Here is a 26,671-nt window from a genome sequence, read left to right as displayed (position 1 = left end):
ATTTTATTTAGGATAAAAAGCCCGTAATAATCCTTTGAGTATTATGGAAACTCGTAAAAAGGCGCAGAACCGCGCCCTAAAAGGTAAAAAGTCTTATTTAGCAAATTAATGTAACCGACTCTTTTTTTCTGACTTAATTTCCGCGATATCACTAACATCAAAAATATAGTGTGTGCCACAGTACTCACACTCCATATTAATGTTGCCATCTTTCTGCAATATATGATTAACATCTTCGTCAGAAAGTGTCACTAACGTGTCAGCACACCGTTGACGAGAACAAGTACAACGGAATTCAACCCCTTGAGGTTCATACAATGTCACATCTTCTTCATGATAAAGACGATGTAAAATCTCTTTAACTTCCAATGAGAAGAGTTCTTCACCTTTAATGGTGGCAGTAAGTTGCACCAGATGATCAAATGCTTCCCCACTATTCTGTTCTGCCGTCGGCAGAACCTGTAATAACATACCAGCAGCTGCGATACTTCCATCCTGACTACCAGTACGGATAAACAGACGAGTTGGTAACTGTTCAGACTGTCTGAAATAATCATCCAGACAATCCGCCAGAGTTTCACCTTCCAAAGCAACCACCCCCTGGTAACGCTCACCATGAGTTGGGGTAATAGTAATCACCATATAACCCGTCCCAACCATCTGCTTCAGGCTGCTATTTTCAGCAATTAATCCGTCAACACGAGCAACACCACGCATTTGTTGTTGATGATTACCATTAATCACGGCCAGTTTTACCGGACCCTCTCCCTGAATCTGAACAGTAATATCTCCAGCAAATTTCAGTGTCGCCGTTAATAAACTGGTTGCAACCAACAATTCTCCTAATAATTGTTGTACTGGCTGAGGGTAACCATGATTTTCCAAAATATGCTGGTAAGTCTCACTGGCTAAAACCAGCTCACCACGTACAGAATAATTCTCAAATAAAAAGCGGTGCAATTGGTCTTGTTTAGACATAAATATCTCTCATCTTTATGAACAGGCTATTCCGGCTCACTCAACTTCGTGTTCTTGAACTTAATCAGTGTACGCCTTTCTTTTTTATCCGGTCGGCGATCAGGATGAGGCATAGTTAATGCATTCATTTTACGGGCTATTTCCATTTTTTCCCGATTAGCAATACTTGCTTCAGTTTCTCGGTAAAGCTGCTGAGCTTCTGGCGCACTGCGCCGGTGACTACTTAACGCGAGAACTTCAACTGTACGTTCATCACTACCCTGACGTAATTTAACCTCAGCCCTCAGTTCAACCAATTTACTCGGTTTACTTCTTTGACCATTATAGTGAACTTTACCACCATCTATCATTTCCCGTGCAACCGCTCGCGTTTTATAAAAACGGGCAGCCCATAACCACTTATCCAGACGGACAGCTTGATCGGAGTCTGAATTACTCTTCATCTTTTCTCCTAATATCAGCGCTGGTAAAAAAACAGAGCGTAACACACCATCGCCGATTATCGCCAACATGTAGGAGGGAAAGTCATATTAAAACAGTTATCGTAATACTGCTTAATTTTGCTGAGGCGTTGTTTGTTTTGCCGATTTTTCTTAACAACCAACACAAGATTAATGATCAAAGTAGCAAAGAGGACCAAGAGTAAAAGAGTTGTACCAAGACAACGAGCAAGTGTCATGGAATCCAGCATACTGTGTAACACAATCCGGTGGGTTCCATTAGCGTCCTCAGATAATTCCGTGATAATCCCCGTTGTCTCAAAGGGAGTTTGCAACAACATATCTGATAACCGCTGTAAATCGTGCCACTGTTCCAACGCACTATGATCATAAGAGATGACCAGCGGCATCATATACTCAACCAACTGCTTTCCTTCATCACTGATCAGCAGAACCCCTCCCGGGGAAGGGCTATTAAGCAGTATTGCTGCTTTGTCTATTTCCCGATAGATAAAGGATGATGTGGTCGCATCAACTAACTTCCCCAAGGCTTCAGCTCCTGCCGGACGCAATAAGACATTGATATCATCAAACTTGCCACTTTCTGCATCTTTTAACAAAACTTCCCAATCATTGGCACTACCAAGATTAACCAAAGCATTCTTCAATCGAAAACAATCGGCTTCTTTTCCACATAAATTTTTCGTTTTCAATATAATATCGGAGAAATTATCCAACAAAATCATGCCAGATTTGGATATTTTCGGAGCCAGATCTGGATTAACTGCATCGCTGTTTTCTTGTAGACGCAGTTGCTTATTAACGGTTGTAATTAGTTTTGCTGCATTTTCTATAATTTCTGATTCCGGCATTGGCAGTGGGTTAGCACTATTCCAATATATCCCTGAACAATCAAATGGAGAAAAATGAATATCTCCTTTGTCATTCATATTATTCGGAGGCATATAACACATGCCAATCCCTTTTGCTTTCAATACATCCCCGACTCGCAACTCCATTCCGTCTATCGCATTAGCATCAGTGACAACCTTTGTATTACTACCATGCAACCAAGCAAAACTGAGCTTCATTGGTACACTAATTGGTTGATAAAGGTAGAGCAGCAACACAATAATCAAGCTGCTACCAATCATCATGAGATTTTTCCCGTAACGGTGGTAAGGATAATTATTCTCTTCATCATGCAGGGAAAGATAATGCCCTTGTCTGACGACCTGACCACTAGTGTAAATATCAATATTGGTTTTTTGATCAAGATTATGAATAATATAGGGCTCCCAATGAGGTGGATAAATCAAATCAATCCCACCCAAAGAAATATTACTCATTTGTCCTTGTTCAAATTCTCCAAATAATCCCCATCGTCTTGGCATACCAATAAAACAGTGAATATCCTGGCGCCTGCGTACCGAAAGTGGGCAGAATAACGACCAGAAGCTAACAACTATTAAGCTGCCTGCAATCAACATCAGCCATGGCAAAAATAATGCTGGTGAAAGCAATGCTAGGAACCAAATCAAAAACCCGAGACACAAAAATCCCCCCTCCCAAATACCAGATGAGTGATTCAACCGATATTCTTCCGGCGTCTCTTTGCGAATACCCTGGAATTTCACACTAGTATCGCCATTTTTCTGGATCGATGCCTGCTGATGAGATACATCTGAAACTACCAAAGCTGAAGGGAAATCCCGCTGAAAATCTTTTAAGAAATGACCATTAATCGAAATGACAAGCGGTATTGTCGCAGTATGAACGACATCAATAATGTTCCGCTGTTTGATAAAAGGCTCAAAGAAAAAAGGCAAATGAACTTCTGCCATATCAATATAATAACGCCAGCTATGTGGTTCATCTGTAGCAACAGCAAATCGAGTAATGACATTACAGATAGTATAAATCGTGTCATTTTCGCCTACCTGGGCTGGCCAGGCTGTTTTATTGACACGATCTGTCATCGGCGGTAATACACGATTCAGATAACATTCAATGGCCTGATATTCATCAGCATTAAGTTTACGGCAAGTTGGTTCAGCAACAGAAGGCAGATAACGAACATTATCATGCAGCTTCCATCTGAAAATCAGAAAGGAAGCCATTATAATCAGGCTAATGATCAAGATAGCCAATATAATGACCGTTACGCTCATTCTTCCCTCCCACATTCATGACAATATTGCTGTTTGCAGAATAACAACCTCACGTTAAGTACTGAATCAGATCATCCAAATTTTTAATCTATTTTACAATAAGTTATATAATAACACTCTGAACTACTTATAATATAACTCTATTTCCCATGAGGATTAAAGATAACAGTAACAGCAATGACCAGCGATAATCACTATCATTTATTAAAATAATCGGCCATATTTAGTCAAGCTATAGAGTGTCCCCAATTTCGCCATGAAATCTAAGGCTAACGAAATAATTCATGACGTAATGATGCATAGATACTCAACTCAATCAATATTAATACCGTCAGGGGCAATTATGAATGACCCGAAAAACCCTAAGATCTTGAACATAGAGAACATTGCCCATTCACGTTTATTCCATATTCAATCAGTAGATCTCGAATTCAGTAACGGCGTAAAACGTGTTTATGAGCGGATGCGTCCAGCCAACCGAGAAGCTGTTCTGATAATCCCAATCCTTGGTGATGAATTATTACTTATCCGAGAGTATGCAGTAGGTATCGAACAATACGAATTAAGTTTTCCTAAAGGTGCTATCGACCCTGGTGAAAGTATCCTTGAAGCAGCCAACCGTGAATTAAAAGAAGAAGTCGGTTTCGGTGCCAGGAAAATGGAGCAATTAGCCAAACTCACCATGGCTCCTTCCTACTTTTCTAACAAAATGAACATTGTTATTGCCGAAAATCTCTATCCAGAAAGCTTGAAAGGAGATGAACCTGAACCATTGCCGCAAATACGCTGGCCAATAGCTGATATGATGTCATTACTGGATCACGCCGACTTCAACGAAGCACGAAATGTCAGTGCTCTGTTTTTGGCACAAAAATACTTACAGCATCGCTGAAGTTAACAAACAGGCACAACAGCTCTTTCCCAGTTGTGCCTGTCTTATTATCAGAACAATTCCCGGCTTTCACCATCTTCAATCAAGGTTGTACCGACTTCCTGTACTGCACTTTCTGTAGGCTGAGTTCCGTCAATGAAGTATTCACTGCGAGTATCCCGACCTCCGCCAGCAAGTTTCCCTGTCTTACGATCTATCACAACAGAAACAATGCCCGGAGGAGGTGCTATTTCTTTTTCAGAAACCCCCTCCAGTGCCACTTTCATAAAGTCATCCCAAATTGGTTGTGCACTTTTCGCGCCCGCCTCACCGCCACTGGCGGCAGTACGGCCAAGACTTCTACGGTGGTCATCAAACCCAATCCAGACGGTTGTCACAATATCCGGCCCATAACCTGAGAACCAAGCATCTTTTGAGCTATTAGTTGTACCGGTTTTACCACCAATATCACGACGTTTCAGATCACGCGAAGCACGCCAGCCCGTACCAGTCCAACCCGGCTCGCCAAAAATATTCGAATTCAGAGCATCATGAATCAAAAATGCCAGAGGAGTACTGATAACATGAGGAGCATATTTTTGCCCATCTTCATTACCATCAATTACTGGCACTTTTTCTAATACAGGTAACGGCAATACCTCCTGTTGACTAACATGAGATTGAGCTACATTTTCAATTGAGTTTTCAGAAAGTTCGATTGAACGTGCAGTATCACCATAAATCACCGGAATATCACATTGTGGACAAGCTATCTTAGGTTTGGCTGTAAATAGAATATCTCCATCTTCATTTTCAATCTTAGTAATGAAGTAAGGATCAATCAGATAACCACCATTAGACATTACCGAATATCCACGTACCACCTGCATTGGTGTAAACGATGGAGCCCCCAAAGCCAGAGATTCTGTACGAACAATATTTTTCCCTGGGAAGCCAAATCGTTGTAAGTAATCCGCGGCATAATCCACCCCCATTGCACGCATTGCGCGAACCATCACGACATTCTTCGATTGCCCTAACCCTTGACGCAAACGGATTGGCCCAGCATAAGTTGGCGGTGAGTTTTTCGGACGCCAATCAGTACCCGCCCCCGCATCCCAGCGGCTAATTGGCAGGTCATTAAGCAAAGAAGCCAGTGTCAGTCCTTTATCCATCGCTGCCGCATAAAGAAACGGTTTAATATTGGAGCCAATCTGACGTAATGATTGAGTGACCCGGTTAAATTTACTTAAATTGAAATCAAATCCACCCACTAACGCCTTAACAGCACCATCATTAGGATCAATAGAAACCAGAGCAACATTAACTTCCGGTATTTGTGCTAACCACCAGATATTTTTTACTTTTCGCACCCAAACCTGTTCACCCGCCTGAACCACTTCATTCACACTACGAGGAACTGCACCCTGCGCACTATCAGATCTAAACTTTCTGGCCCAGCGAACACCAGCCATTGGCAATTCTACATTGCTGCCATCAGCCAACATCACTGTTGCCTGATCATTACCTACTCTGGTTACCACTGCCGGAATTAATGGGTCATAATTTGGCAGCGTCTTAAGCTTATTAAGGATCTGCTCCTGAGACCAGGCGGGTTCACCTACTTTCCACAAAACCTCCTGCGCCCCACGGTAGCCATGACGAACATCATAATCAATAACGTTATTACGCGCCGCCTCTACAGCTGCCAACTGAAGTTTACGGGTAATGGTGGTATAAACTTTATAACCATCGGTATAAGCATTCTCACCATAACGCTCAATCATCTTTTGACGCACCATCTCAGACAAATACGGAGCAGAAAAAGCAATTTGCGGAGCATGATAATTAGCCACCAGCTTTTCACTTCTAGCTTGATTATATTGCTGCTGAGTAATGTAACCCTGATCGAGCATACGCCCCAAAACTACATTCCGGCGGTTAATTGCCCGACCATAAGAATAAAGCGGGTTAAAAGTCGAAGGCGCTTTTGGCAAACCGGCAATCATGGCTATTTCGCTCAGAGTCAACTCATTGACACTCTTACCAAAATAAACTTGGGCCGCAGCTCCAACACCATAAGCCCGGTAACCAAGATAAATTTTATTAAGATAGAGTTCGAGGATCTCATCTTTATTCAGCAACTGCTCAATCCTGATGGCGAGAAAAACTTCCTTGATTTTACGCATCAACGTTTTCTCAGGACTGAGAAAGAAATTTCTCGCCAGTTGTTGAGTAATAGTACTTGCCCCTTGTGAAGCCCGCCCTGAACTCAGAGCTATAGATGCAGCCCGGATAATCCCTACAGGGTCAACGCCGTGGTGTTCATAGAAACGACTGTCCTCCGTTGCAATGAATGCTTCCACCATAATCGGTGGAACTTCGGACAGCGTAAGAGGCATACGACGCTTTTCACCATACTGAGCAATTAGCTCTCCATCCGCACTGAACACCTGCATTGGTGTCTGTAGTCGAACATCTTTTAATGTCGCCACATCAGGTAATTGAGGCTCGATATATTTGTACATACCAAAAATCGAGACCGTTCCCAGAAAAATGCAACACACGACAAAGATTAGAAAATACTTTACGAACTTCACCTGAAATTTCCCATGCCACGTTAGTTGGGTGGTTTATAAACAATTGGCGCGTAGTATAAAGGTTACACAACACCTTGAATATGGTCTTTTATTAAAATTACTGATATGGAGATCGCCAATATGCACTCACCAAAATGGTATGTCGGCTTGGACATCCAAAATGGCATCGTTCGTGCCGTCGCAGCCATAAAACGCCGTGATGGTTGGCAGCTTCGCCATTGCTGGCAATATCTTTTACCTGATGAGGTTATGCCAGAAGGTCGTTTACAACGACCAGAAATATTACGTGACATTTTAAATCAATGGAGGCAGAAATTACCTAAAAAAATCAGTTTCAGACTCGCCCTACCTGTGCAACAAACGTTGCAACGGAATCTTGTTTTACCTCCAGATATTAGCCTTAAAGAGCCAGAACAAAGTTGGTTTATCAATGCCAGTGCCGAAAAACAATTTCCCTTTAACACCCGTGAACTGACATTGGATTATCGTATTATTGAGCAAAATGCCTATATCAGCGCAGCTCGCCAGAAAGATCTAGACCTCTGGCTACAATGTCTTGCACAGGCTGGCATATTCCCAGATGCCATTGACATTGCGCCTTGTGCTCTACGCTATATGGCACAATATTCTGGCGTTCCAATTAATTGTTGGTTGTTACATAGGCAACAATCTGGTTGGTTATGGGTATCTCCTGTCAATACGCCTTTTGCTTATGATCTGGTATCCGCAAATACAGCGGTTTCTCCACAACAAGTTATTAGCCAATTACCTGCCTCATCCATCACTGAAAAACATATTTATTACAGCAGCTTCCAGCAGGAAGCTCTACCTGAAGGAACCTGCTCCTGGGACATGCTGGCAGCATTCCGTCACTATCATCCCCCGCTTCCAATTCACCTAATGGAATATGTGATAGCCGGTGGTTTAGCACTCAGACCGGATGATAAATGATGTATCAAGTTAATTTTCTACCCTGGCGACAAACCCGGCTGAAACATCGCTATCGCTGGTGGGTTATTCTTCTCTTACTGCAATTGATATTGTGGCTAATCGTATTTATTTGGCTCTCTTTTAAACAACAAGAAACGATTAACCAGCATCAAAGGCAACTGCAACAACTCAACCAGCAGCAATTACATTTGCAACAACAAATAACTCAGACAGAAAAAGCATTCAATCTTCACAACAAGCTAGCCTATAAATTAAAGCAACAACAAACACGGCTGAAACAGAATCAGCAACATTTGAAATTATTCAATCAACTACCGAATTTACTTCCGGAAGGGAGTTGGCTGACAGCTTTCGATGACCATGCAGGTCAATTGAAACTGGTTGCTAATAGTCTGGATTATTCCAGTATGACATCTCTGCTAGATAATCTTGAAAACAACGAACAACTTTCTGAAATTCAACTAAAAAAAATGACCACAACCGAGCAACAAATCAGGCAGTTTATTATTGACGCTAATTGGCAGACGGAGATATTCGATGATAAAAAGTGATTATCTATGGTGGTTTGCCAAACCAGCCTTGCTGCTCTTTATTTGGCAGCAAGCGATCATTATCCCATTTCTAATCCTGTTTTATCTTTTCTTCTGGCAAGAGAGAAATGAACAGGAAATTAATCTGACACAGGAAATAGCAGCCCAAGAAATTAATACAAAATCAACTAATGATCGACTAAATCAATTACCTCTGTTGGAAAATATACAACAAAACATACATCAAATAGAAAATGAACTGAGTAAGCCATCACAGAATGCCGTGAAAATTTCCGCAGTAAAACAACTGCAACAACCATTAATCAATTCTGGTGGACAAGTTCTTGAGTGGCAACGTAAGAAAGAAGGGGACAAAACGCTTTGGCAAATAATGATTTATTTAAATTACGAACAAATGTTGGATTTCCTTGACGCACTACAAGCGTTATATCCACCGCTGCTAATTAAACAGTTTTCTGTTTCAGCGTCAGGCGAGTTTCTAAATGTCAAAATGACCTTGTCAGAAACCTCATATGAGGAACTTTATGACTAAAAAATTCATCCTATTTATCATTTTTCTGCCCGTTATTTGTGTTGCAGAAATAAGAAATCCCTTTACTCCCCCGATAAGAGAGCCAGAAGAACAACCAACTGAACTAATTGATCAATCAATCTATGATACTGAAATTCAACACATTGCAACGACATTACATTATGCAGATGCGGAAAGAATTGCCCTTAATCTCAGACAAAATACACCTGCGCTAATGACAAAAGAGGGCAAAATTGATTTTGATCCTGAAACTAACAGCCTAATTTTACAAGATACTCCCATCGCAATCGCCCAGATAAAAAATTGGCTGAAAGAAATAGATACCCCACAGCAACAAGTGCAGATTACTGCGCATATTGTGACTAGCAGCAGAGAAGCATTACATGAACTGGGAATTTATTGGGGAATGCCGATAGGTGAACAACTTAATACATCAACAGGTATAAATCGCCTCAATATCAACCAAGCAGCTAATGACAATATGCATCGATTTGCGCTTAATATTGCCCGTATCCATACCAGTTTACTAGAGCTGGAACTTAGCGCCCTGGAACAAGAAAACCTCCTGGATATTATCGCTAGCCCAAGATTGACAGCCTCACATCAACAGTTAGCTAGCATTAAACAAGGCTCGGATATCCCCTATGTTAGTCAGGAAAAAGAGAAAAGTACTGTGCAATTTAAAGAAGCCGTACTGGGAATGGAAGTCACACCCCATATACTTAGACAAGACAAAATTAGACTCTCTCTAAAAATTAGTCAAAATATGCCAGGGATCTCAATAAGTCAGGGCGGAGGTGAAAACCTGACCATCGACAAACAGGAAATAATGACTCAAGTTACTGTAAAAAATGGTGAAACACTCATTCTCGGGGGGATTTTTCAACAAAAAAAAGGTGAGAAAACTCAGAAAGTGCCCTATCTATCAGACATCCCTCTACTCGGTTCGCTATTTGATCAAAAAGGTCATAAACACAGCCGTCGGGAGCTGATAATATTTATCACACCTCAACTGATGGATATTTAATCAAATAAAAAATAAAGTCGTTATATCAATGAATTGAAAATAAAAACTCCAACTATTCAGTATGATCATACGCAGATTTTTTCAGCTAACCCTGTTTATAGATTTGACGCTGAGTCCGATTTAGCATACAAGAGTTAGCTAATTGAGTGGTCGGGTTAACATCACAATAATAAGCCAATAAAACCAGGGCTTCTGTTACAGGAAGCTCATCGTTGATTTATATAGTTGCAAAACTGGCTGGTGAACTGAGATAATTTTCTCATCTGATCTCACATTACCGCTCATGAGGTTTCAGTTTAGGTCCCGCTGCTGATTTGATTAGCGGGGCGGGTTATCATTAACGAATAGTCTTAGTAATACCAAAAACATGGCAGAGAAACGTAATATCTTTCTGGTTGGACCTATGGGTGCCGGCAAAAGCACTATTGGTCGTCAGTTAGCTCAGCAACTCAATATGGAGTTTTATGACTCCGATCAAGAAATTGAGCGACGTACCGGAGCTGACGTGGGCTGGGTATTCGATGTGGAAGGCGAAGAAGGCTTCCGCGAACGCGAAGAAAAAGTGATCAACGAACTCACTGAAAAACAAGGCATTGTACTGGCGACTGGTGGAGGCTCTGTAAAATCCAGAGAAACCCGAAATCGTCTGTCTGCCCGTGGTGTCGTAGTCTACTTGGAAACCACCATTGAAAAACAGTTAGCTCGTACCCAACGCGATAAAAAACGTCCTTTACTTCAAGTTGATGCCCCAGCACGTGAAGTTTTAGAAAATTTAGCGGACGAACGTAATCCTCTGTATGAGGAAATTGCTGATGTCACTATCCGGACCGATGAACAAAGTGCAAAAGTTGTTGCTAACCAAATCATCGAGTTATTGGAAAAAAATTGATTCAGGCAAGTCTACACAGCGATAAATAATTAAGGCTAAGGCTGCTATGGAAAAGATCATCGTTACTTTAGGGGAGCGTAGCTACCCCATTACCATTGCAAAAGGATTGTTTGATGATCCTTCTGCTTTTGCACCACTAAAAGCAGGCCAGCAGGTTATGCTGGTGACAAATCAAACGCTGGCTCCACTGTATTTGGCAAAAGTAAAAGCCACTTTGCAGCAAGCCGGGGTTCGGGTAGATGAAATTATTCTGCCTGATGGTGAACAGTACAAATCTCTTTCCATATTAGACGATGTATTCTCGGCTCTGTTGGAAAATAACCACGGACGAGATACAACGCTTATCGCTCTCGGTGGCGGCGTAATCGGTGATTTGACTGGTTTTGCCGCTGCCTGTTATCAACGTGGTGTCCATTTTATTCAGATTCCTACCACCCTTCTCGCTCAGGTTGATTCTTCTGTTGGAGGAAAAACCGCAGTAAACCATCCTCTTGGCAAAAATATGATAGGTGCATTCTATCAGCCAATTTCTGTGATAGTTGATCTCAATTGCCTGCAAACGCTTCCAGCCCGCGAACTCTCTTCGGGCCTGGCTGAGGTAATTAAGTACGGTATCATTCTTGACAGTGCATTTTTTAGCTGGCTTGAAGATAATATGGATAAACTGCTAGCCCTCGACAACAAAGCAATGGCTTACTGCATCCGTCGTTGTTGTGAATTGAAAGCAGAAGTTGTCGCAGCAGATGAAAAAGAATTAAGTGGTCTACGTGCTCTGCTAAATCTTGGTCATACATTTGGGCACGCAATTGAAACAGAAATGGGATATGGCGTTTGGCTACACGGAGAGGCTGTTGCTGCCGGAATAGTTATGGCGGCAAGAACAGCCCAGCTCGCAAGGGATTTCTCTGAGCAGGATACTCAACGTATTATCCGATTGTTGAAAAGGGCAAATCTACCTGTACACGGACCACAGAACATGTCACCAGAAACCTATCTTCCGCATATGATGCGAGATAAGAAAGTTACGGCAGGGAAATTACATCTGATTCTTCCAACTGCAATCGGCAAAGCTAGTCTACGCTCAGATATTGAACATGATTGCGTTCTTGAAGCTGTTCGTCAGTGTTTACCCTCTGAGAGTGTGTGATTATCAATAAATTAAATGTTTTTTGCATACATCCGGTGGATGTGTCATAAAATAACTGCTTTGTCACAAACTTTCATTCATTCTAGTTGGGTCAACTTACCGGACCGACTTTAATTGCAATTGGCAGTATTAGCTCTGTTTGGAGGGCATATGGACGAATTCAAATCGGAAAACGAGCAAAGGGCAGATAACGAGTTTAGACCAGACACTTCAGATCGCCGCCCTTCACGATCACGTCAGCAATTAAACAAACCCAAGTTTGCAGTCTCACGCCAACAAATGATGATCGGTGTTGGAATTTTGGTGTTACTACTACTGATTATTACTATCAGCTCCGCTTTAAAAGCACCAACTGAACATGAAAAACAACAATCACCCAATGTTGCAGAGAGAAATATTGATTTATCAAGTTCATCATCCCAAAAGGACGATCACAGTCAATCTGTAACATCAGAAAATACCACCACAGATACAATTAACAGACCACAGGAAATTAATGTTCCTCCAGTCAGTGGAACCCCAACTCACCCGCAACAGTCTCAAGTTAACAGCAGCGAAAATCAACAAATTGAATTATCTGGCAATATTCCTGATGTTTTGACTCAGCAACAAAGCAATATAAATCATGCAGTGCAGAACCTGAACAAAACCCAGCAACCACAAACAATAACACCACCACCTGCGGTACAACAGAAACCGGAAAATATCCATCCACTGAAACCCGAGGAATCAACTAAATCAAAACTATCCACAAGTCATACTAATAATAAAAGTAATGTAGCCAACACTGACAATAATCTGCTGAAAACTCCGGCAAGCCACTACACTTTGCAATTAAGCAGTGCCAGTCGTTCAGACACACTGACTGCTTTCGCTAAGAAAAATAACCTCACCCACTACAAAGTTTACGAAACCAAACGTAATGCGAAAACTTGGTTTGTCCTGATTCACGGTGATTACCGCTCTGTTTCTGAAGCTAAACGGGCTGTTTTATCCCTGCCAGACGAAGTTCAGGCGAAAAAACCTTGGGTCAGAACAATGCAGCAAGTGCAACAAGACCTAAGAAAATAAAACAATATTTATTAGGCGCTGATATGCTGTCCTAAACAGAGTACAATCTGCGGCTCTGGAATGATTGAGTAATTAATTGACAGCATGAAAAAAAAACGCGCTTTCTTAAAATGGGCCGGTGGAAAATACCCGTTGGTAGATGATATCAAACGTCATCTGCCAGCCGGTAGTTGTCTGATAGAGCCATTTGTTGGCGCAGGTTCTGTCTTTCTGAACACAGACTACGATTCTTACATCCTCGCTGATATCAACAGTGACCTTATTAACCTGTACAACACAGTAAAATTCAGGGCGAATGAGTTTATCGTTCATACACGCCCTCTATTTACCCAAGAATACAACACAGCCGAGCATTTTTATCAGCTACGGGAACAATTTAACCAAAGTACTGACCCGTTCCACCGCAGCGTGTTATTCCTTTACCTCAATCGCCATTGTTACAACGGCCTCTGCCGTTATAATTCTCATGGTAAATTTAACGTACCTTTTGGCCGTTATAAAAAACCCTATTTTCCTGAAGAAGAATTATATTGGTTTGCTGAAAAAGCTCAAAATGCGACTTTTATTTGTGAGCACTATCAATACACGTTGGATAACGCACATAAAGGCTCGGTTATCTATTGCGACCCACCTTATGCTCCTTTATCAGCAACCGCAAACTTTACGGCGTATCACACCAACAGTTTTAACATTACCGATCAAGAAAATCTGGCACATATTGCATTTAAGTTATCGTCAGAACGTGCAATTCCTGTTTTGATATCCAATCACGATACGCCAATGACACGAAAATGGTACTATCAGGCTTCACTTCATATTGTCAAAGCGCGTCGCACTATCAGCAGGAATATTCTTGCTCGCAGTAAAGTAGACGAACTGTTGGCATTATATCGCTGACTTTTATCCACCCCCTTTTGCCTCGCCATTAAGGGATGATAGAAACGATTTGGAGAAGATAATGAAAGATTTTCTGATTGCCCCATCCATTTTATCTGCGGATTTTGCGCGATTGGGTGCAGACACCGCTGAAGTGCTGGCGGCAGGTGCTGACGTTGTTCACTTTGATGTCATGGACAACCATTATGTTCCTAACCTGACGTTCGGACCTATGGTCTGTCAAGCTCTGCGGAATTATGGCATTACTGCACCGATCGATGTCCATCTGATGGTTAAGCCGGTTGACCGCATTATCCCTGATTTTGCCAAAGCGGGGGCCACTTACATTACCTTCCATCCAGAAGCCAGTGAACATATCGATCGTAGCCTGCAACTTATCAAAGAATATGGTTGTAAAGCTGGCTTAGTATTCAATCCTGCAACACCATTAAGTTATCTTGATTATGTCCTGGATAAATTGGACGTCATTCTTTTGATGTCAGTAAATCCTGGTTTTGGAGGCCAATCTTTCATTCCAAGGACACTGGATAAGTTGCGTCAGGTTCGTAAAATCATCGATAAAAGCGGCTATGATATTCGTCTTGAAGTAGACGGAGGTATTAAAACTAGCAACATTGCACAAGCTGCGGCAGCTGGCGCAGATATGTTCGTTGCTGGTTCAGCCATTTTCAGTCAGTCAAATTACAAAACAGTAATTGATGATATGCGTAGTGAATTGTCAAAGGTATCTCATGGCAAATAAGGTATTAAAAGGCATCCGTGCTGTTGCCTTTGATCTAGATGGTACATTAGTAGACAGCGCCGGTGGTCTAGCTGATGCACTAGATCAGGCATTGTTAGCCAAAGGTTTCCCTACTGCGGGAAAAGAACGAGTTACAGCTTGGGTAGGTAACGGCGCAGACATTATGGTTGAACGCGCATTGACATGGGCTAAAGTCGACTTGACCGTACAACTACATACAGAAATCCGTAAGCTATTTGATCAGTTCTATGAAACAACCGTAACAACAGGTAGTCAACTGTTCCCGGAGGTCAAAGTTACATTGACTGAACTGGCAAAACACAACTTGCCAATGGGTATTATCACCAATAAACCCACACCTTTTATTGCTCCTCTACTCGCTTCTTTGGGAATCAGCGAATACTTTTCATTGGTATTAGGTGGTGATGATGTTAAAGAGAAAAAACCACATCCCACACCTATTTATCTAACAATGGGCACGTTCGGACTACGTAAGGAAGAATTGCTCTTTGTCGGTGATTCTCGTAATGATATTTTAGCGGCGCAAGCAGCAGGTTGCCCTTGTGTTGGTTTAACCTATGGATATAACTACGGTGAATCTATTGCATTAAGCAATCCAGACTGCATATTAACGAATTTCTCTGATCTGTTACCCACAATTGGACTCTCATCTTTAAAACTTCAGGAAGCATAATAAAATGAATGAACCCACTGTATCTGAAAAACCAAACTCCCAAAAACCTATTGTATTCAGCGGCGCACAACCTTCCGGTGAATTAACCATCGGTAACTATATGGGAGCATTACGTCAGTGGGTTAAAATGCAGGATGATTATGACTGCATCTATTGCATCGTCGACCAACATGCAATTACTGTCCGTCAAGACCCCATAGAACTGAAAAAACGTACTCTAGATACACTGGCACTCTACCTGGCTTGTGGTATTAATCCGCAGAAAAGCACCATTTTTGTTCAGTCCCATGTACCACAACATGCTCAGTTAAGCTGGGTACTAAACTGTTATACCTATTTCGGTGAACTCAGTCGCATGACTCAGTTCAAAGACAAATCCGCTCGTCATGCTGAAAATATCAACGCTGGCCTGTTTGATTACCCAGTTCTGATGGCTGCAGATATCTTGGTATACCAAACAAACCAAGTTCCAGTCGGTATCGATCAAAAACAACATCTCGAACTGAGTCGTGATATCGCTCAGAGATTTAACGCTATCTATGGCGATATCTTCGCTATACCAGAGCCATTTATCCCAACAGGTGGCGCTCGTGTTATGGCTCTGCAAGACCCAGAAAAGAAAATGTCCAAGTCAGATGATAACCGCAATAATGTTATCGCTCTGTTGGAAGACCCAAAATCAGCAGCTAAAAAGATCAAACGTGCAGTTACAGATTCGGAAGAACCTCCTCGCGTTCGTTACAATTTGGAACAAAAACCGGGTGTTTCTAACTTATTGGATATCCTGGCTGGCGTTACTGGCAAAACCATTTCTGAACTGGAAACTGAATTTGAAAACCAAATGTATGGTCATTTAAAAAGTGCTGTAGCTGATGCTGTTTCCGGTATGTTGACTGAATTACAGGAGCGTTTCTATCATTTCCGCAATGATGAGGCCCTACTGAATAAAATCATGGCAGAAGGGGCAGCCAAGGCAAAAGCCCGTGCCCAAATTACACTAGATAAAGTGTACGAAGCTGTTGGCTTTATAGCTCACCCTTAATAGAGATAAATGTGCACGTTTACCACGTGCACATTTCAAGCTGCTGATAAACCCATTTAAAAACAAGATGTATATTCTTAGGGGTTCCACGTCCAAACCGCCGAAAATTCCATCTGACCTGTAATTGGGATTCCGGATCGGAGCACTCAACATTCTTTTATCTCTCCTGTTGCTGGTTAAAAACGCCCTGAAAGGTATCAGGGCGTTTTTACAGCGGGTGTTAGGATTAATGTGAATCCCGGTGAAGACAACTCCTGGCATTCACTTGTTTTAAAAGCTGACTCTGAATCCCGCTGTTGCATAGATCGGTGTTTCTACCTTGTTACCTTTCTGATAGTTAACTTCAGTATAAACCGATGCGTTACCTCCCACGCCTGCGGTTACACCGAGACCATACTTACCGACGTTGCCAGAATAGTTACTGTCGAATGAAACGTTGTTGATTTCTATCTCGTTATTCTTGATAAACTCACGGGATACTGCGGTTTTCACGTAAGGTCTGACGCTGTGTTCCGCAATACTGAATTCACTTTCCAGCAACGTACCAACCTCACCCCGTAAGCTGTTGGCTGCATGGACATTTGCTTCCATGCCATTATCCAGTGAGTAGTCAGCCTTTCCTGTACGGGAATAAGCTACTTTGCCGTAAGGTGTCAGCTTGAATGCATCCATTAACTCGATGGAATATCCTGCCTCCGTTGATGCGGTGATCGTATTCTGGCTATAATTTCCTTTGACGCTGTTACCACTGTTCATGTTTGTACGTACCTCATTGCTGAGGCGGTTCACTTTCAACAGAGTGTCCATGTAGAAACCAGAATTATCGAACCATGTGGTGTAAACCCCACCACTATAGCTTAGAATATTTCCATTACTTGTATTGTCTGATTTGATGTTGCTCTTGCTGTAAGATGTAAAAGCGCCAAGCAATAAAGTTCCGTTACTGAATTCTATTTTTTTGTCTGCACCGAGCTGCATGCCGTTTAAATTTGAATGGAACGCACTGTAACGTTTATCGTTCAGGCGAGAATTATCACTCAGATAACGAGCCCATACTCCTATACTTCCATCATTGCGGCGCAAATCACCCATTCTTTGGCGCAGGGTGCTGGTTTCCGTTTCGAGGATATACCATGGAGCCGTTGCCATATTAATGACTGCACGTGCGCTGTTACTCAGTACAGGATGTGGAACAACAGATGGTGTTAAAGGTGCGCTATTGTTTCCTAGTGGTGTATCTGTATTTGTATCAGATGGCGTATTCGTCTCCTGTGGTGCCAATTCCCCTCGTTTTCCGCCCACCAGGTACCATTCAGTGTGTCCATTCTCTGTTTTGTTATGCAGTTTATATTGCCAGACACCTGCTTCGACAATCCCGCCATTATTCAGCAAATTAAAGTGCGCATCACCGCTGTTGATATAGACCAACTGGACGTTTTTTGGATTAACGACTTCCCGACCGCTATCATTTACCTGTAAACCAAACTTACCGGAAGCGCGTTCTGATACATATATTTTGTCGCTAAGGCCATCAGCCAGACTGGTAGTCAGATAAAAATCACCTTCGCCGGAGAGATTTTTTAACTCGAGACGGTTAAACTGCACACCGGAAGCATATGCTGCCATATTTAATTTACTACCAAGTTGCATTGTCAGATTATCAATGCGAGTCACCAGTACAGGGCCAGGCTTTTCAGGCAGTGGAGCATCCCCATCTTCACCGTCGCCCATCCATGCTGGGACAACATCCGCAACTCCAGCAAGTATCAGGTTTTCGATATAGACATTTCCTGCGGGAACCGGTGAGTTAACAGAAACGTCGGTAAAATATATGTCATTATTATCAATGAATAATTCAGCATCTTTACCAATAAATAACTGTCCGAGTGAGACTGAACCCGCATCCATATCGATTCTTCCGCGATCATTGACAGTCGTGTTCTGGATAACGGGATTACCCAGAGTATTGTTATAGCCAAATTGGCCCATCTGAATATGAGAGTTGTCTTCAACCACCGTATCGGTGGCCTGACTATCCCCTTGTATTCTGAAGATAGTATCGCCTGTAATCTTAATCCCTTGTGTTTTTGTTTGGTTATCTAAGGTGAGATCAGCGTCATTATAAGTAGTATTAGGTTTGATTTGTTCATTATCTAACCTATCCCAACTCCATGCGGTATTAGACAAGCCGATAAGAAATGAAGCGATTCCAATTGATATTGCGCTTTTCTTATAATTATTAACTTTCATAAAGTTACATCCCTATAGAATCTAAAGAGTTATTACCAAATCTGGTGTATGAGACTTTCAGATAATGCTCTGATGTTTCATTCACCCCCTGTTCACCGTCATCAAATGGCACATTGTTAACCACTGAGGTCAGCAAAATAAGTCTTCATCAAAGCTTAATCCCGGCGATCAGCCTATCAATATCGATAGGCATATTTCCGCTTTGTAGTAAATTCTAAATACCATAAAAAACAATAGTCCACATGATCTAACCTGAGCAAATCAGGCTCTGTGAAATAAATAAAAAGCGCTAAATCACAAAGTTAAACCATTTGGTAGTAACAAAATTCGATGAAAAGGTATTTGAAACTGCCAGTACAAATTTTTTCATTGATGAAAATCTGGCGGTAACAGTCGAGATGCCCAAAAGTCAGCAATCAATATGCGCATTTACCACGTGCACATTTTATTATTTCCCAAACAACCTGCGATTAAAATCCTCAATCTTTCCAAGCATTACCCGCTTTTGCATAGTAAGGCTCCAGCTGGCAGATAACGCAGCTGCGCTCATTAAACGCCGATACTGCTCTTCATCAAATGGCATATTAAAAGCAATAGCTATCGCTTCTTTAACTAAAACATCACTATTACGGGAAACAAGAACAAGAGGCTCATCTGGGCTGATGTTTCCCGAAGCAATGACTCTATAAAGCCAACCACAACGCCCGCTTTCCTGCATAATGGCAGAAAAATTGCTAATACCGGAATGAGAATTAAGCTTATAGCAAGGTGAACGAGGCTGAGTTACTTGAATCATTGTCTCTCCCCAACTGAAAATATCACCTATACAAACATTTTCTTCAGTCAGCCCAATTGTAGAAATATTTTCACCAAACGCCGGCGCAATAAAAAAATCTTCCTGTTCTGGAAATTGGCATTTCCAAAAATCATAGTGTTCACGAGGATAATGGCAAAGCGCCCTATCAGGACCTCCGTGGAAAAGGGTTTCAGCCTGCTCATCACCTTCTAACCCCAAACAAGTTAGATGCAGGCGGCCATCAACCATCCGTTTGTTAATTGCACTGGCAGACAGTTTTTCTGATATTTCAATTTTGCCTGTATATACCTGCGGATAATGCATAATTCACTTTCCTTAATTGAAATCAACCCGGCATCATCATAAACCAATACCCAATCAATAAAAATGCCGGCAGTAATATCAGCCGGCATAGCAGAAAAGAGAAAATGAGTTAGAAAATTATTTTACTTTTGCCTGATAACGTTCCGCAGCTTCATCCCAGTTAACGACATGCCAGAACGCTTTGATGTAGTCAGGACGACGGTTTTGATACTGCAAATAATAGGCATGTTCCCAAACATCCAGACCAATAATCGGATAGCCAGATGCACCAGAGATAACTTCACCCATTAATGGGCTGTCCTGATTAGCAGTAGAGACAATCGCCAGTTTACCATCATCTTTCAGCACCAACCACGCCCAACCAGAACCAAAACGGGTAGCTGCTGCCTGCTCAAATTTTTCTTTAAAAACATCAACACTACCGAAATCACGTTCAATGGCTTCTTTCAATGGGCCTTTCAGCGTTGTTTTTAATTTCAGTCCCTTCCAAAACAGACTGTGGTTAGAATGACCACCAGCATTGTTGCGTATAAAAGTACGTTTATCCGCCGGTATCTTATCTAATTGCTGGATCAAATCATCAATATCAAGTTTTGCCAACTCAGGGAAAGCCTCCAAAGCACTATTGGTATTATTAATGTAAGTCTGATGGTGCTTGGTATGGTGGATTTCCATCGTCTGCTTATCAAAATGAGGTTCCAGAGCGTCATAAGAATAAGGAAGAGAAGGTAATGAATAGCTCATATCATGTACTCCAGTCATATAAGAATGATTCCAAGTTCACATCTCTGTGAACAACATGACCATTATAGTTAATTAAATATTATTGGAAATGATTATCAATACCATATTCTCACTATGGTTTTATCATACAACTGTGTTTCAGTAAGTTATCAGCCAATTTATCTATATTTAACATTATTCTTGGATTTGAATTTTGAATTACTATTTTTGGTTAGCGATTAAACCTAAATAAGCCTGCCACACAAATGACAACATCGTGAAAAATATTCTTTTTATTGCGTGATCTTCCGCGCAAAAAAAAAACAAAAATTCTCCTTACACTTTAGTTAACTTTGTTTTGACATAATATTAACATTCGCAAGGAGAATATAGTATGGCCCAAATAATGAAATATCCCATTCCTGCAACCATTGCAGAACACACTCTGATGAATAAACAACAATATCAACAAAATTACCAATTATCGCTGCAAGATCCCGAAAAATTCTGGGGAGAGAAAGGTAAAATTGTTGATTGGATTAAACCTTACACTAAAGTAAAGAATACCTCTTTTGACCCCGGACATATCAATATCTGCTGGTTCGAAGATGGAACGTTAAATCTCAGTGCAAACTGTCTCGATCGTCATTTAAAAGAGCGTGGTGATCAAACCGCTATTATTTGGGAAGGTGATGATCCAACAGAATCCAAAACTGTAACCTATCGAGAACTACATCATGACGTATGCCAGTTTGCTAATGTACTGAAAAATATCGGTATTAAAAAAGGTGATGTGGTTGCTATTTATATGCCGATGGTGCCAGAAGCGGCAATTGCTATGTTGGCATGTGCCCGCATTGGTGCTATTCACTCTGTTATTTTCGCAGGTTTTTCTCCTGATGCAGTATCTGGACGTATTATTGATTCAAATACCAAATTGGTCATCACCGCTGATGAAGGTTTGAGAGCAGGGCGTACCATTCCCCTGAAAAAGAATGTTGATGATGCATTAAGCAATACAGCTGTTGTCAGTGTATCCAATGTGATTGTTTTCAAACGTACTGGAAATATTAGTCACTGGCACTCTGGCCGAGACCTTTGGTGGCATGAATTAACAGCAGATGTTAGTGCTGATTGTCCCGTTGAAGAGATGAATGCAGAAGATCCTTTGTTTATTCTCTATACCTCCGGCTCTACCGGTAAACCTAAAGGCGTACTGCACACTACCGGAGGATACCTTGTATACGCATCCCTGACATTTAAATATGTATTCGATTATCATCCGGGCGAGATCTATTGGTGTACAGCTGACGTGGGTTGGGTTACTGGGCATAGTTATCTTCTCTACGGACCACTTTCCTGTGGTGCTATTACTCTGATGTTTGAAGGTGTACCAAACTATCCTGCTGCCAATCGTTTAAGCCAGGTTATTGACAAACATCAGGTTAATATCCTGTACACAGCACCAACAGCGATTCGTGCTCTGATGGCGGAAGGGGACAAAGCCATCGAAGGAACAAAACGGACTTCCCTACGAATTATGGGATCAGTTGGTGAACCTATTAACCCGGAAGCATGGGAATGGTATTACCAGAAAATTGGTAATAAAAAATGTCCGATTGTTGATACCTGGTGGCAGACAGAAACCGGTGGCTTCATGATAACGCCACTGCCTGGAGCAACCGAACTAAAAGCAGGTTCCGCAACTTTACCTTTCTTCGGTGTTCAACCAGCACTGGTTGATAATCTTGGCGAACTATTAGAAGGTGCTTGTGAAGGAAATCTGGTTATTACTGATTCCTGGCCTGGACAAGCACGCTCACTGTTTGGCGATCATGATCGTTTCGAACAAACCTATTTCTCCACTTTTAAAGGAATGTACTTTAGTGGTGATGGAGCACGTCGTGATGAAGATGGCTATTATTGGATAACTGGCCGTGTTGATGACGTGTTGAATATCTCAGGTCATCGTCTAGGTACCGCTGAAATTGAATCTGCTTTAGTTTCCCATCCCCAAATTGCAGAAGCCGCTGTTGTAGGTGTTCCACATAACATCAAGGGACAAGCAATTTATGCCTATGTCACATTAATTCACGGTGAGGAGCCTTCTCCCCAGCTATATACCGAAGTCCGCAATTGGGTACGTAAAGAAATCGGCCCGATCGCTACACCAGATATCCTGCATTGGACAGACTCCTTACCAAAAACCCGCTCAGGAAAAATTATGCGCCGTATCCTGCGTAAAATTGCCTCCGGCGATATTAGTAATCTAGGAGATACCTCCACATTGGCAGATCCAGGGGTTGTAGAAAAACTATTGGAAGAAAAACAAACAATGAATATCTCGTGACAGACTATGCCGCCGCAAGGCGGCTGTAACCAATTAATATAATAAATACAAGAGGACATATTCTGATGAATGACACCATTTACCAAGGGATCGAGAATAACCCTCGTTTCAAAGAATTAGTTAAAAAGCGAGGTCGTTTTGCATGGTTACTATCAATAATTACATTAGTTCTGTATGTCGGTTTTATTTTTATCATCGCATTTGTGCCTGAATGGCTAGGTAATCCCCTTTATGCTGGCTCCCATATTACCCGTGGGATACCAGTTGGTATTGGCTTAATTGTTATTTCATTCATCTTAACCGGCCTGTATGTAATCAAAGCGAATAATGAGTTTGATTCCCTTACCTCACAAATTCTCAGCGAGGTAAAAAAATGAAAAAATCTCTGCTGACAGTAATACTGCTTTTTTCTAATCTCACCTGGGCCGACGCAATCTCCGGAAGCGTAGAAAGGCAACCGGTCAACATTCAGGCCATTATTATGTTTATCCTGTTCGTTGGCTTCACGCTCTACATTACTTACTGGGCTTCAAAAAAGACACACTCCCGCACTGATTACTACACAGCTGGCGGACGTATTACTGGCTTCCAAAACGGAATGGCAATTGCAGGTGATTTCATGTCCGCAGCCTCATTCCTTGGAATTTCTGCCCTGGTCTATACATCTGGTTATGATGGATTAATTTACTCTATTGGCTTCCTGATTGGCTGGCCTATTATTCTATTTCTGATTGCCGAACGATTAAGAAATCTTGGACGCTATACTTTCGCAGATGTTGCGTCTTACAGATTACAGCAACGTCCAATTCGTACATTATCTGCAATCGGCTCACTGGTTGTTGTTGCCCTCTATCTTATTGCTCAGATGGTTGGAGCCGGTAAACTTATCGAACTACTTTTTGGTCTGGATTACCATATCGCGGTCGTATTAGTTGGCATCCTAATGGTGCTTTATGTTCTGTTTGGCGGAATGTTAGCAACGACTTGGGTGCAAATTATCAAAGCTATTCTATTGCTGGCAGGCGCTACATTTATGGCCTTTATGGTCATGAAAGCCGTGAACTTCAATTTCAATACTCTGTTTAAAGAAGCTGTTACCGTTCATGCAAAGGGAGAAGCTATTATGAGTCCGGGAGGATTAGTTTCTGACCCGATCTCTGCGCTCTCTTTGGGCCTTGCGTTGATGTTTGGTACTGCTGGCTTACCTCATATCATTATGCGCTTCTTTACTGTAAATGATGCCAAAGAAGCACGGAAAAGTGTTTTTTATGCTACTGGTTTCATCGGCTATTTTTACATTCTGACGTTCATCATCGGTTTCGGTGCTATCTTACTTGTCAGCCCAAACCCTTCATTCAAAGAGGCTACAGGCGCACTTATCGGTGGTACTAACATGGCAGCCGTTCACCTTGCTAGTGCTGTTGGAGGTAACTTGTTCCTTGGCTTTATCTCCGCAGTAGCCTTCGCCACTATTCTGGCCGTTGTAGCCGGTCTGACATTGGCTGGCGCATCAGCAGTATCACATGACTTGTACGCAAATGTAATTAAACACGGTAAAGCCAATGAACGAGATGAATTGAAAGTATCAAAAATTACTGTTGTGATACTTGGGCTTGTTGCAATCGGATTAGGTATTTTATTTGAGAATCAAAACATAGCTTTCATGGTTGGGTTAGCATTCTCTATTGCTGCAAGCTGTAACTTCCCCATTATTCTTTTGTCTATGTACTGGCATAAACTTACAACCCGCGGAGCATTAGTTGGTGGTTGGTTTGGGTTAATAACAGCAGTGGTTTTAATGATTCTCGGTCCAACAATTTGGGTCAGTATTCTCGGCCATGAAAAACCAATTTATCCTTATGAATACCCAGCATTATTCTCAATGATTGTTGCTTTCATTGGTTCATGGTTATTTTCCATCACCGATAATTCATTACAAGGTAAGCAGGAAAGAAAAAAATTTAGAGTTCAGTTTATCCGATCACAAACAGGACTTGGCATCGCTCAAGGAAAAGCACACTAGTACGATTTTATACCCACCTCTCTTTCGGGAGAGGTATTTTTTTAGAAAACCAATCTAATTTCGGAGCTATCTCACAAGTTAAACCCTTGTCTTGTCCTTTGGTTAATGATTAACTTTTTCAATTTGTTACTTAGAATTATTAACCTATATGCAAAATAAGTTATCTATCCTTATTATTTCGCTTTTAACCTTACTGCCAATAATCTTTATTAGTGATATAGCTCATGAATATAAGCTAAGGATTGTATTGCTAAACTTATTTTTAGCAGGTACTAACGCATTTCTCTATCATTTTAATTACCTTAAGCCTTTTATTTTACTTATTTCTTTTTTGTGGTCGCTTAATATATCAACATCATTTTTCTTTTCTAATGAATACCAAATAAATTTTTCTTCAACCATTGCCAATACTTTTATAAATACAAACAGCAATGAAGTTATAGGTATGCTATCCTACAATAAACGCTATGTATTATTCTTTATCTTCATGTTGTTAACCTATTTTTATCTGTCCGGTGACTGTCAAATAATATAAATTATCGATTACTCAAATTCAGTATATGGGCTTTATTTTTTACCTGCCTATTAGTTCCCAATTAATTATTGTATCTCAGAATAAAAACTTTCTGATAATATTATTTTGACAGAATACTTTCTAATGGGAACACCATTTAATAACTCATCAGCAATAGTAAAAGCAATATACGAAAATCAACAAATCAGGAAAATTGCATCTGTTAATGTGAAATTCAATTATATACAAGAAGACAAAGACATTGATACTTACATACTACTAATAGGAGAATCGGCAAGAAGAGACCACATGTCTCTGTATGGCTATGATAAAGCTACAACACCAACATTAGATGCCATGCAGAAAAATATGCTAATATTCAATCAAGCTATTTCTCCAGCATCAGTTACTATATTATCCGTACCTATCTCACTCTCTAATATTACCTTATATCAATTAAGAGATAAGTCTCATTATGCTGACAATATTATATCATTAGCCAAAGATGCAGGGTTTAATACAACCTGGATAAGCAACCAAGGAAGATCGGGTAAAAGCAATAGCCTGATCACAGTTATTGCTAATATAGCTGAAAGCCAAAAATGGAATGAATATATTGAATATGATGAAGAGCTACTACCCTATTTAGATGATGCTCTAAAACAGAGAGGTAAGAAATTTATTGTCATGCATATATATGGCAGTCATGAACCATCCTGTAACCGATTTCCAGAGAATATACCCAAGAAACTTCAAGATGCAGTTTTTAGCACCTGAAAATGGTCATTAATTCTCGATGTCAGCGAGTCCGCTATATCAGGTAGCGTTGTGGTGAAAAATTTGAACACTTTGTCTCGAAATTCCTGTTTATTAGCGAAATAACGGTTATTTCGAACCTGTTCATTCATGACCTTCCATAATCGCTCTATCGGGTTTAAATTGGGGCTGTAGGGAGGAAGGTAATGTAACTCAATATTGCTGATATAAGCCCAGTCCTTCACCAGATGCGCTTTGTTGTAACCCGCCCCATCCACAATAAGATGAATTTTTTGATGATAGTCAGGATAAGACTTTCTTATTTCATTGAA

The 26,671-nt window shown here is 41.2% G+C and carries 24 protein-coding genes; 16 read left to right on the top strand and 8 right to left on the bottom strand.

The features are described 5' to 3' along the window. Nucleotides 1-105: 105 nt before the first annotated feature. The 3 genes from hslO to BO26_RS01070 are packed head-to-tail and all read right to left on the bottom strand — an operon-like array spanning nucleotide 106 to nucleotide 3,589. The gene (hslO, locus tag BO26_RS01080; RefSeq protein WP_036768198.1) at nucleotides 106-978 is read right to left on the bottom strand and encodes an Hsp33 family molecular chaperone HslO; all 873 of its coding nucleotides are present in this window, start codon (nucleotides 976-978) and stop codon (nucleotides 106-108) included. A 26-nt stretch (nucleotides 979-1,004) separates the two neighbouring features. Beyond that, a complete protein-coding gene (gene hslR / locus BO26_RS01075) occupies nucleotides 1,005-1,421 on the bottom strand; it encodes a ribosome-associated heat shock protein Hsp15 (protein WP_036768197.1) in 417 nt (138 codons plus the stop codon). Between the two features lie 56 nt (nucleotides 1,422-1,477). Then, nucleotides 1,478-3,589, bottom strand: a complete 2,112-nt coding sequence (locus BO26_RS01070; protein ID WP_036768195.1) for an IgaA/UmoB family intracellular growth attenuator — start codon at nucleotides 3,587-3,589, stop codon at nucleotides 1,478-1,480. Between the two features lie 343 nt (nucleotides 3,590-3,932). Here BO26_RS01070 and nudE point away from each other — a divergent pair, with 343 nt between their 5' ends. Next, nucleotides 3,933-4,481, top strand: coding sequence for an ADP compounds hydrolase NudE (gene nudE, locus BO26_RS01065; RefSeq protein WP_036768194.1), 549 nt, complete (start codon nucleotides 3,933-3,935; stop codon nucleotides 4,479-4,481). Nucleotides 4,482-4,531: 50 nt separating this feature from the next. Here the strand turns inward: nudE and mrcA are convergent, their stop codons facing one another. Next, the gene (gene mrcA / locus BO26_RS01060) at nucleotides 4,532-7,060 is read right to left on the bottom strand and encodes a peptidoglycan glycosyltransferase/peptidoglycan DD-transpeptidase MrcA (RefSeq protein ID WP_036768193.1); all 2,529 of its coding nucleotides are present in this window, start codon (nucleotides 7,058-7,060) and stop codon (nucleotides 4,532-4,534) included. 120 nt (nucleotides 7,061-7,180) lie between these two features. Here mrcA and pilM point away from each other — a divergent pair, with 120 nt between their 5' ends. The 11 genes from pilM (at nucleotide 7,181) to trpS (ending at nucleotide 16,603) form a co-directional block, all read left to right on the top strand. After that, complete coding sequence (pilM, locus tag BO26_RS01055) at nucleotides 7,181-8,011, top strand: type IV pilus biogenesis protein PilM (RefSeq protein ID WP_036768192.1); 831 nt, start codon at nucleotides 7,181-7,183, stop codon at nucleotides 8,009-8,011. Then, on the top strand, nucleotides 8,008-8,562 hold the full coding sequence (locus BO26_RS01050; RefSeq protein ID WP_036768191.1) for a PilN domain-containing protein: 555 nt from the start codon (nucleotides 8,008-8,010) through the stop codon (nucleotides 8,560-8,562). The genes pilM and BO26_RS01050 overlap by 4 nt, the downstream gene beginning before the upstream one ends. Continuing rightward, nucleotides 8,549-9,094 (top strand): hypothetical protein, encoded by a 546-nt coding sequence (locus tag BO26_RS01045; protein WP_036768190.1) that lies wholly within the window; start codon nucleotides 8,549-8,551, stop codon nucleotides 9,092-9,094. The genes BO26_RS01050 and BO26_RS01045 overlap by 14 nt, the downstream gene beginning before the upstream one ends. Beyond that, a complete protein-coding gene (gene pilQ, locus BO26_RS01040) occupies nucleotides 9,087-10,121 on the top strand; it encodes a type IV pilus secretin PilQ (protein WP_036768189.1) in 1,035 nt (344 codons plus the stop codon). The genes BO26_RS01045 and pilQ overlap by 8 nt, the downstream gene beginning before the upstream one ends. A 367-nt stretch (nucleotides 10,122-10,488) precedes the next feature. After that, nucleotides 10,489-11,010: a shikimate kinase AroK gene (aroK, locus tag BO26_RS01035; protein ID WP_012776266.1), complete on the top strand. Its 522-nt coding sequence runs from the start codon at nucleotides 10,489-10,491 to the stop codon at nucleotides 11,008-11,010. 46 nt (nucleotides 11,011-11,056) lie between these two features. Then, nucleotides 11,057-12,157 (top strand): 3-dehydroquinate synthase, encoded by a 1,101-nt coding sequence (gene aroB, locus BO26_RS01030; RefSeq protein ID WP_036768188.1) that lies wholly within the window; start codon nucleotides 11,057-11,059, stop codon nucleotides 12,155-12,157. A gap of 150 nt (nucleotides 12,158-12,307) precedes the next feature. Next, on the top strand, nucleotides 12,308-13,228 hold the full coding sequence (locus BO26_RS01025; protein ID WP_036768187.1) for an SPOR domain-containing protein: 921 nt from the start codon (nucleotides 12,308-12,310) through the stop codon (nucleotides 13,226-13,228). A gap of 84 nt (nucleotides 13,229-13,312) precedes the next feature. Then, nucleotides 13,313-14,125, top strand: a complete 813-nt coding sequence (gene dam / locus BO26_RS01020; protein WP_036768186.1) for an adenine-specific DNA-methyltransferase — start codon at nucleotides 13,313-13,315, stop codon at nucleotides 14,123-14,125. Between the two features lie 61 nt (nucleotides 14,126-14,186). Then, nucleotides 14,187-14,867, top strand: a complete 681-nt coding sequence (gene rpe, locus BO26_RS01015) for a ribulose-phosphate 3-epimerase (protein WP_036768185.1) — start codon at nucleotides 14,187-14,189, stop codon at nucleotides 14,865-14,867. Further along, nucleotides 14,857-15,561: a phosphoglycolate phosphatase gene (locus tag BO26_RS01010; protein ID WP_036768184.1), complete on the top strand. Its 705-nt coding sequence runs from the start codon at nucleotides 14,857-14,859 to the stop codon at nucleotides 15,559-15,561. The genes rpe and BO26_RS01010 overlap by 11 nt, the downstream gene beginning before the upstream one ends. A gap of 4 nt (nucleotides 15,562-15,565) precedes the next feature. Beyond that, nucleotides 15,566-16,603 carry a tryptophan--tRNA ligase gene (gene trpS, locus BO26_RS01005; protein WP_036768183.1) on the top strand — a complete coding sequence of 346 codons (1,038 nt, stop codon included), beginning with the start codon at nucleotides 15,566-15,568 and terminating at the stop codon, nucleotides 16,601-16,603. Between the two features lie 270 nt (nucleotides 16,604-16,873). Here the strand turns inward: trpS and BO26_RS01000 are convergent, their stop codons facing one another. The 3 genes from BO26_RS01000 to sodA all read right to left on the bottom strand — a co-directional run bounded on the left by BO26_RS01000 (nucleotide 16,874) and on the right by sodA (nucleotide 20,717). Continuing rightward, nucleotides 16,874-18,853 carry an autotransporter outer membrane beta-barrel domain-containing protein gene (locus BO26_RS01000; RefSeq protein WP_051690823.1) on the bottom strand — a complete coding sequence of 660 codons (1,980 nt, stop codon included), beginning with the start codon at nucleotides 18,851-18,853 and terminating at the stop codon, nucleotides 16,874-16,876. A gap of 448 nt (nucleotides 18,854-19,301) precedes the next feature. Then, entirely contained in the window at nucleotides 19,302-19,973 is a 672-nt protein-coding gene (gene yiiM, locus BO26_RS00995; protein WP_036768182.1) for a 6-hydroxyaminopurine reductase, read from the bottom strand. A 117-nt stretch (nucleotides 19,974-20,090) separates the two neighbouring features. Beyond that, nucleotides 20,091-20,717: a superoxide dismutase [Mn] gene (gene sodA / locus BO26_RS00990; protein ID WP_036768181.1), complete on the bottom strand. Its 627-nt coding sequence runs from the start codon at nucleotides 20,715-20,717 to the stop codon at nucleotides 20,091-20,093. Between the two features lie 373 nt (nucleotides 20,718-21,090). On the opposite strand from sodA, the gene acs reads away from it, so the two are divergent. The 4 genes from acs (at nucleotide 21,091) to BO26_RS21420 (ending at nucleotide 26,360) form a co-directional block, all read left to right on the top strand. Next, on the top strand, nucleotides 21,091-23,046 hold the full coding sequence (gene acs / locus BO26_RS00985) for an acetate--CoA ligase (RefSeq protein ID WP_036768180.1): 1,956 nt from the start codon (nucleotides 21,091-21,093) through the stop codon (nucleotides 23,044-23,046). A gap of 65 nt (nucleotides 23,047-23,111) precedes the next feature. After that, entirely contained in the window at nucleotides 23,112-23,423 is a 312-nt protein-coding gene (locus BO26_RS00980) for a DUF485 domain-containing protein (RefSeq protein ID WP_036768178.1), read from the top strand. Next, nucleotides 23,420-25,069, top strand: a complete 1,650-nt coding sequence (gene actP, locus BO26_RS00975; RefSeq protein ID WP_036768177.1) for a cation/acetate symporter ActP — start codon at nucleotides 23,420-23,422, stop codon at nucleotides 25,067-25,069. Before BO26_RS00980 ends, actP begins: the two co-directional genes overlap by 4 nt. A gap of 658 nt (nucleotides 25,070-25,727) precedes the next feature. Next, nucleotides 25,728-26,360 carry a phosphoethanolamine transferase gene (locus tag BO26_RS21420; RefSeq protein ID WP_051690822.1) on the top strand — a complete coding sequence of 211 codons (633 nt, stop codon included), beginning with the start codon at nucleotides 25,728-25,730 and terminating at the stop codon, nucleotides 26,358-26,360. On the opposite strand, the gene BO26_RS00965 is transcribed toward BO26_RS21420, so the two are convergent. Beyond that, the coding region (locus tag BO26_RS00965) for an IS630 family transposase (protein ID WP_036768176.1) at nucleotides 26,336-26,671 on the bottom strand (336 nt) is incomplete at its 5' end. The genes BO26_RS21420 and BO26_RS00965 overlap by 25 nt on opposite strands.

Source organism: Photorhabdus australis DSM 17609 (assembly GCF_000711895.1).
Classification (GTDB): Bacteria; Pseudomonadota; Gammaproteobacteria; order Enterobacterales; family Enterobacteriaceae; genus Photorhabdus; species Photorhabdus australis.
Note: the sequence above shows the minus strand (reverse complement) of the source record. Positions and strands in the feature narration are given on the sequence as shown.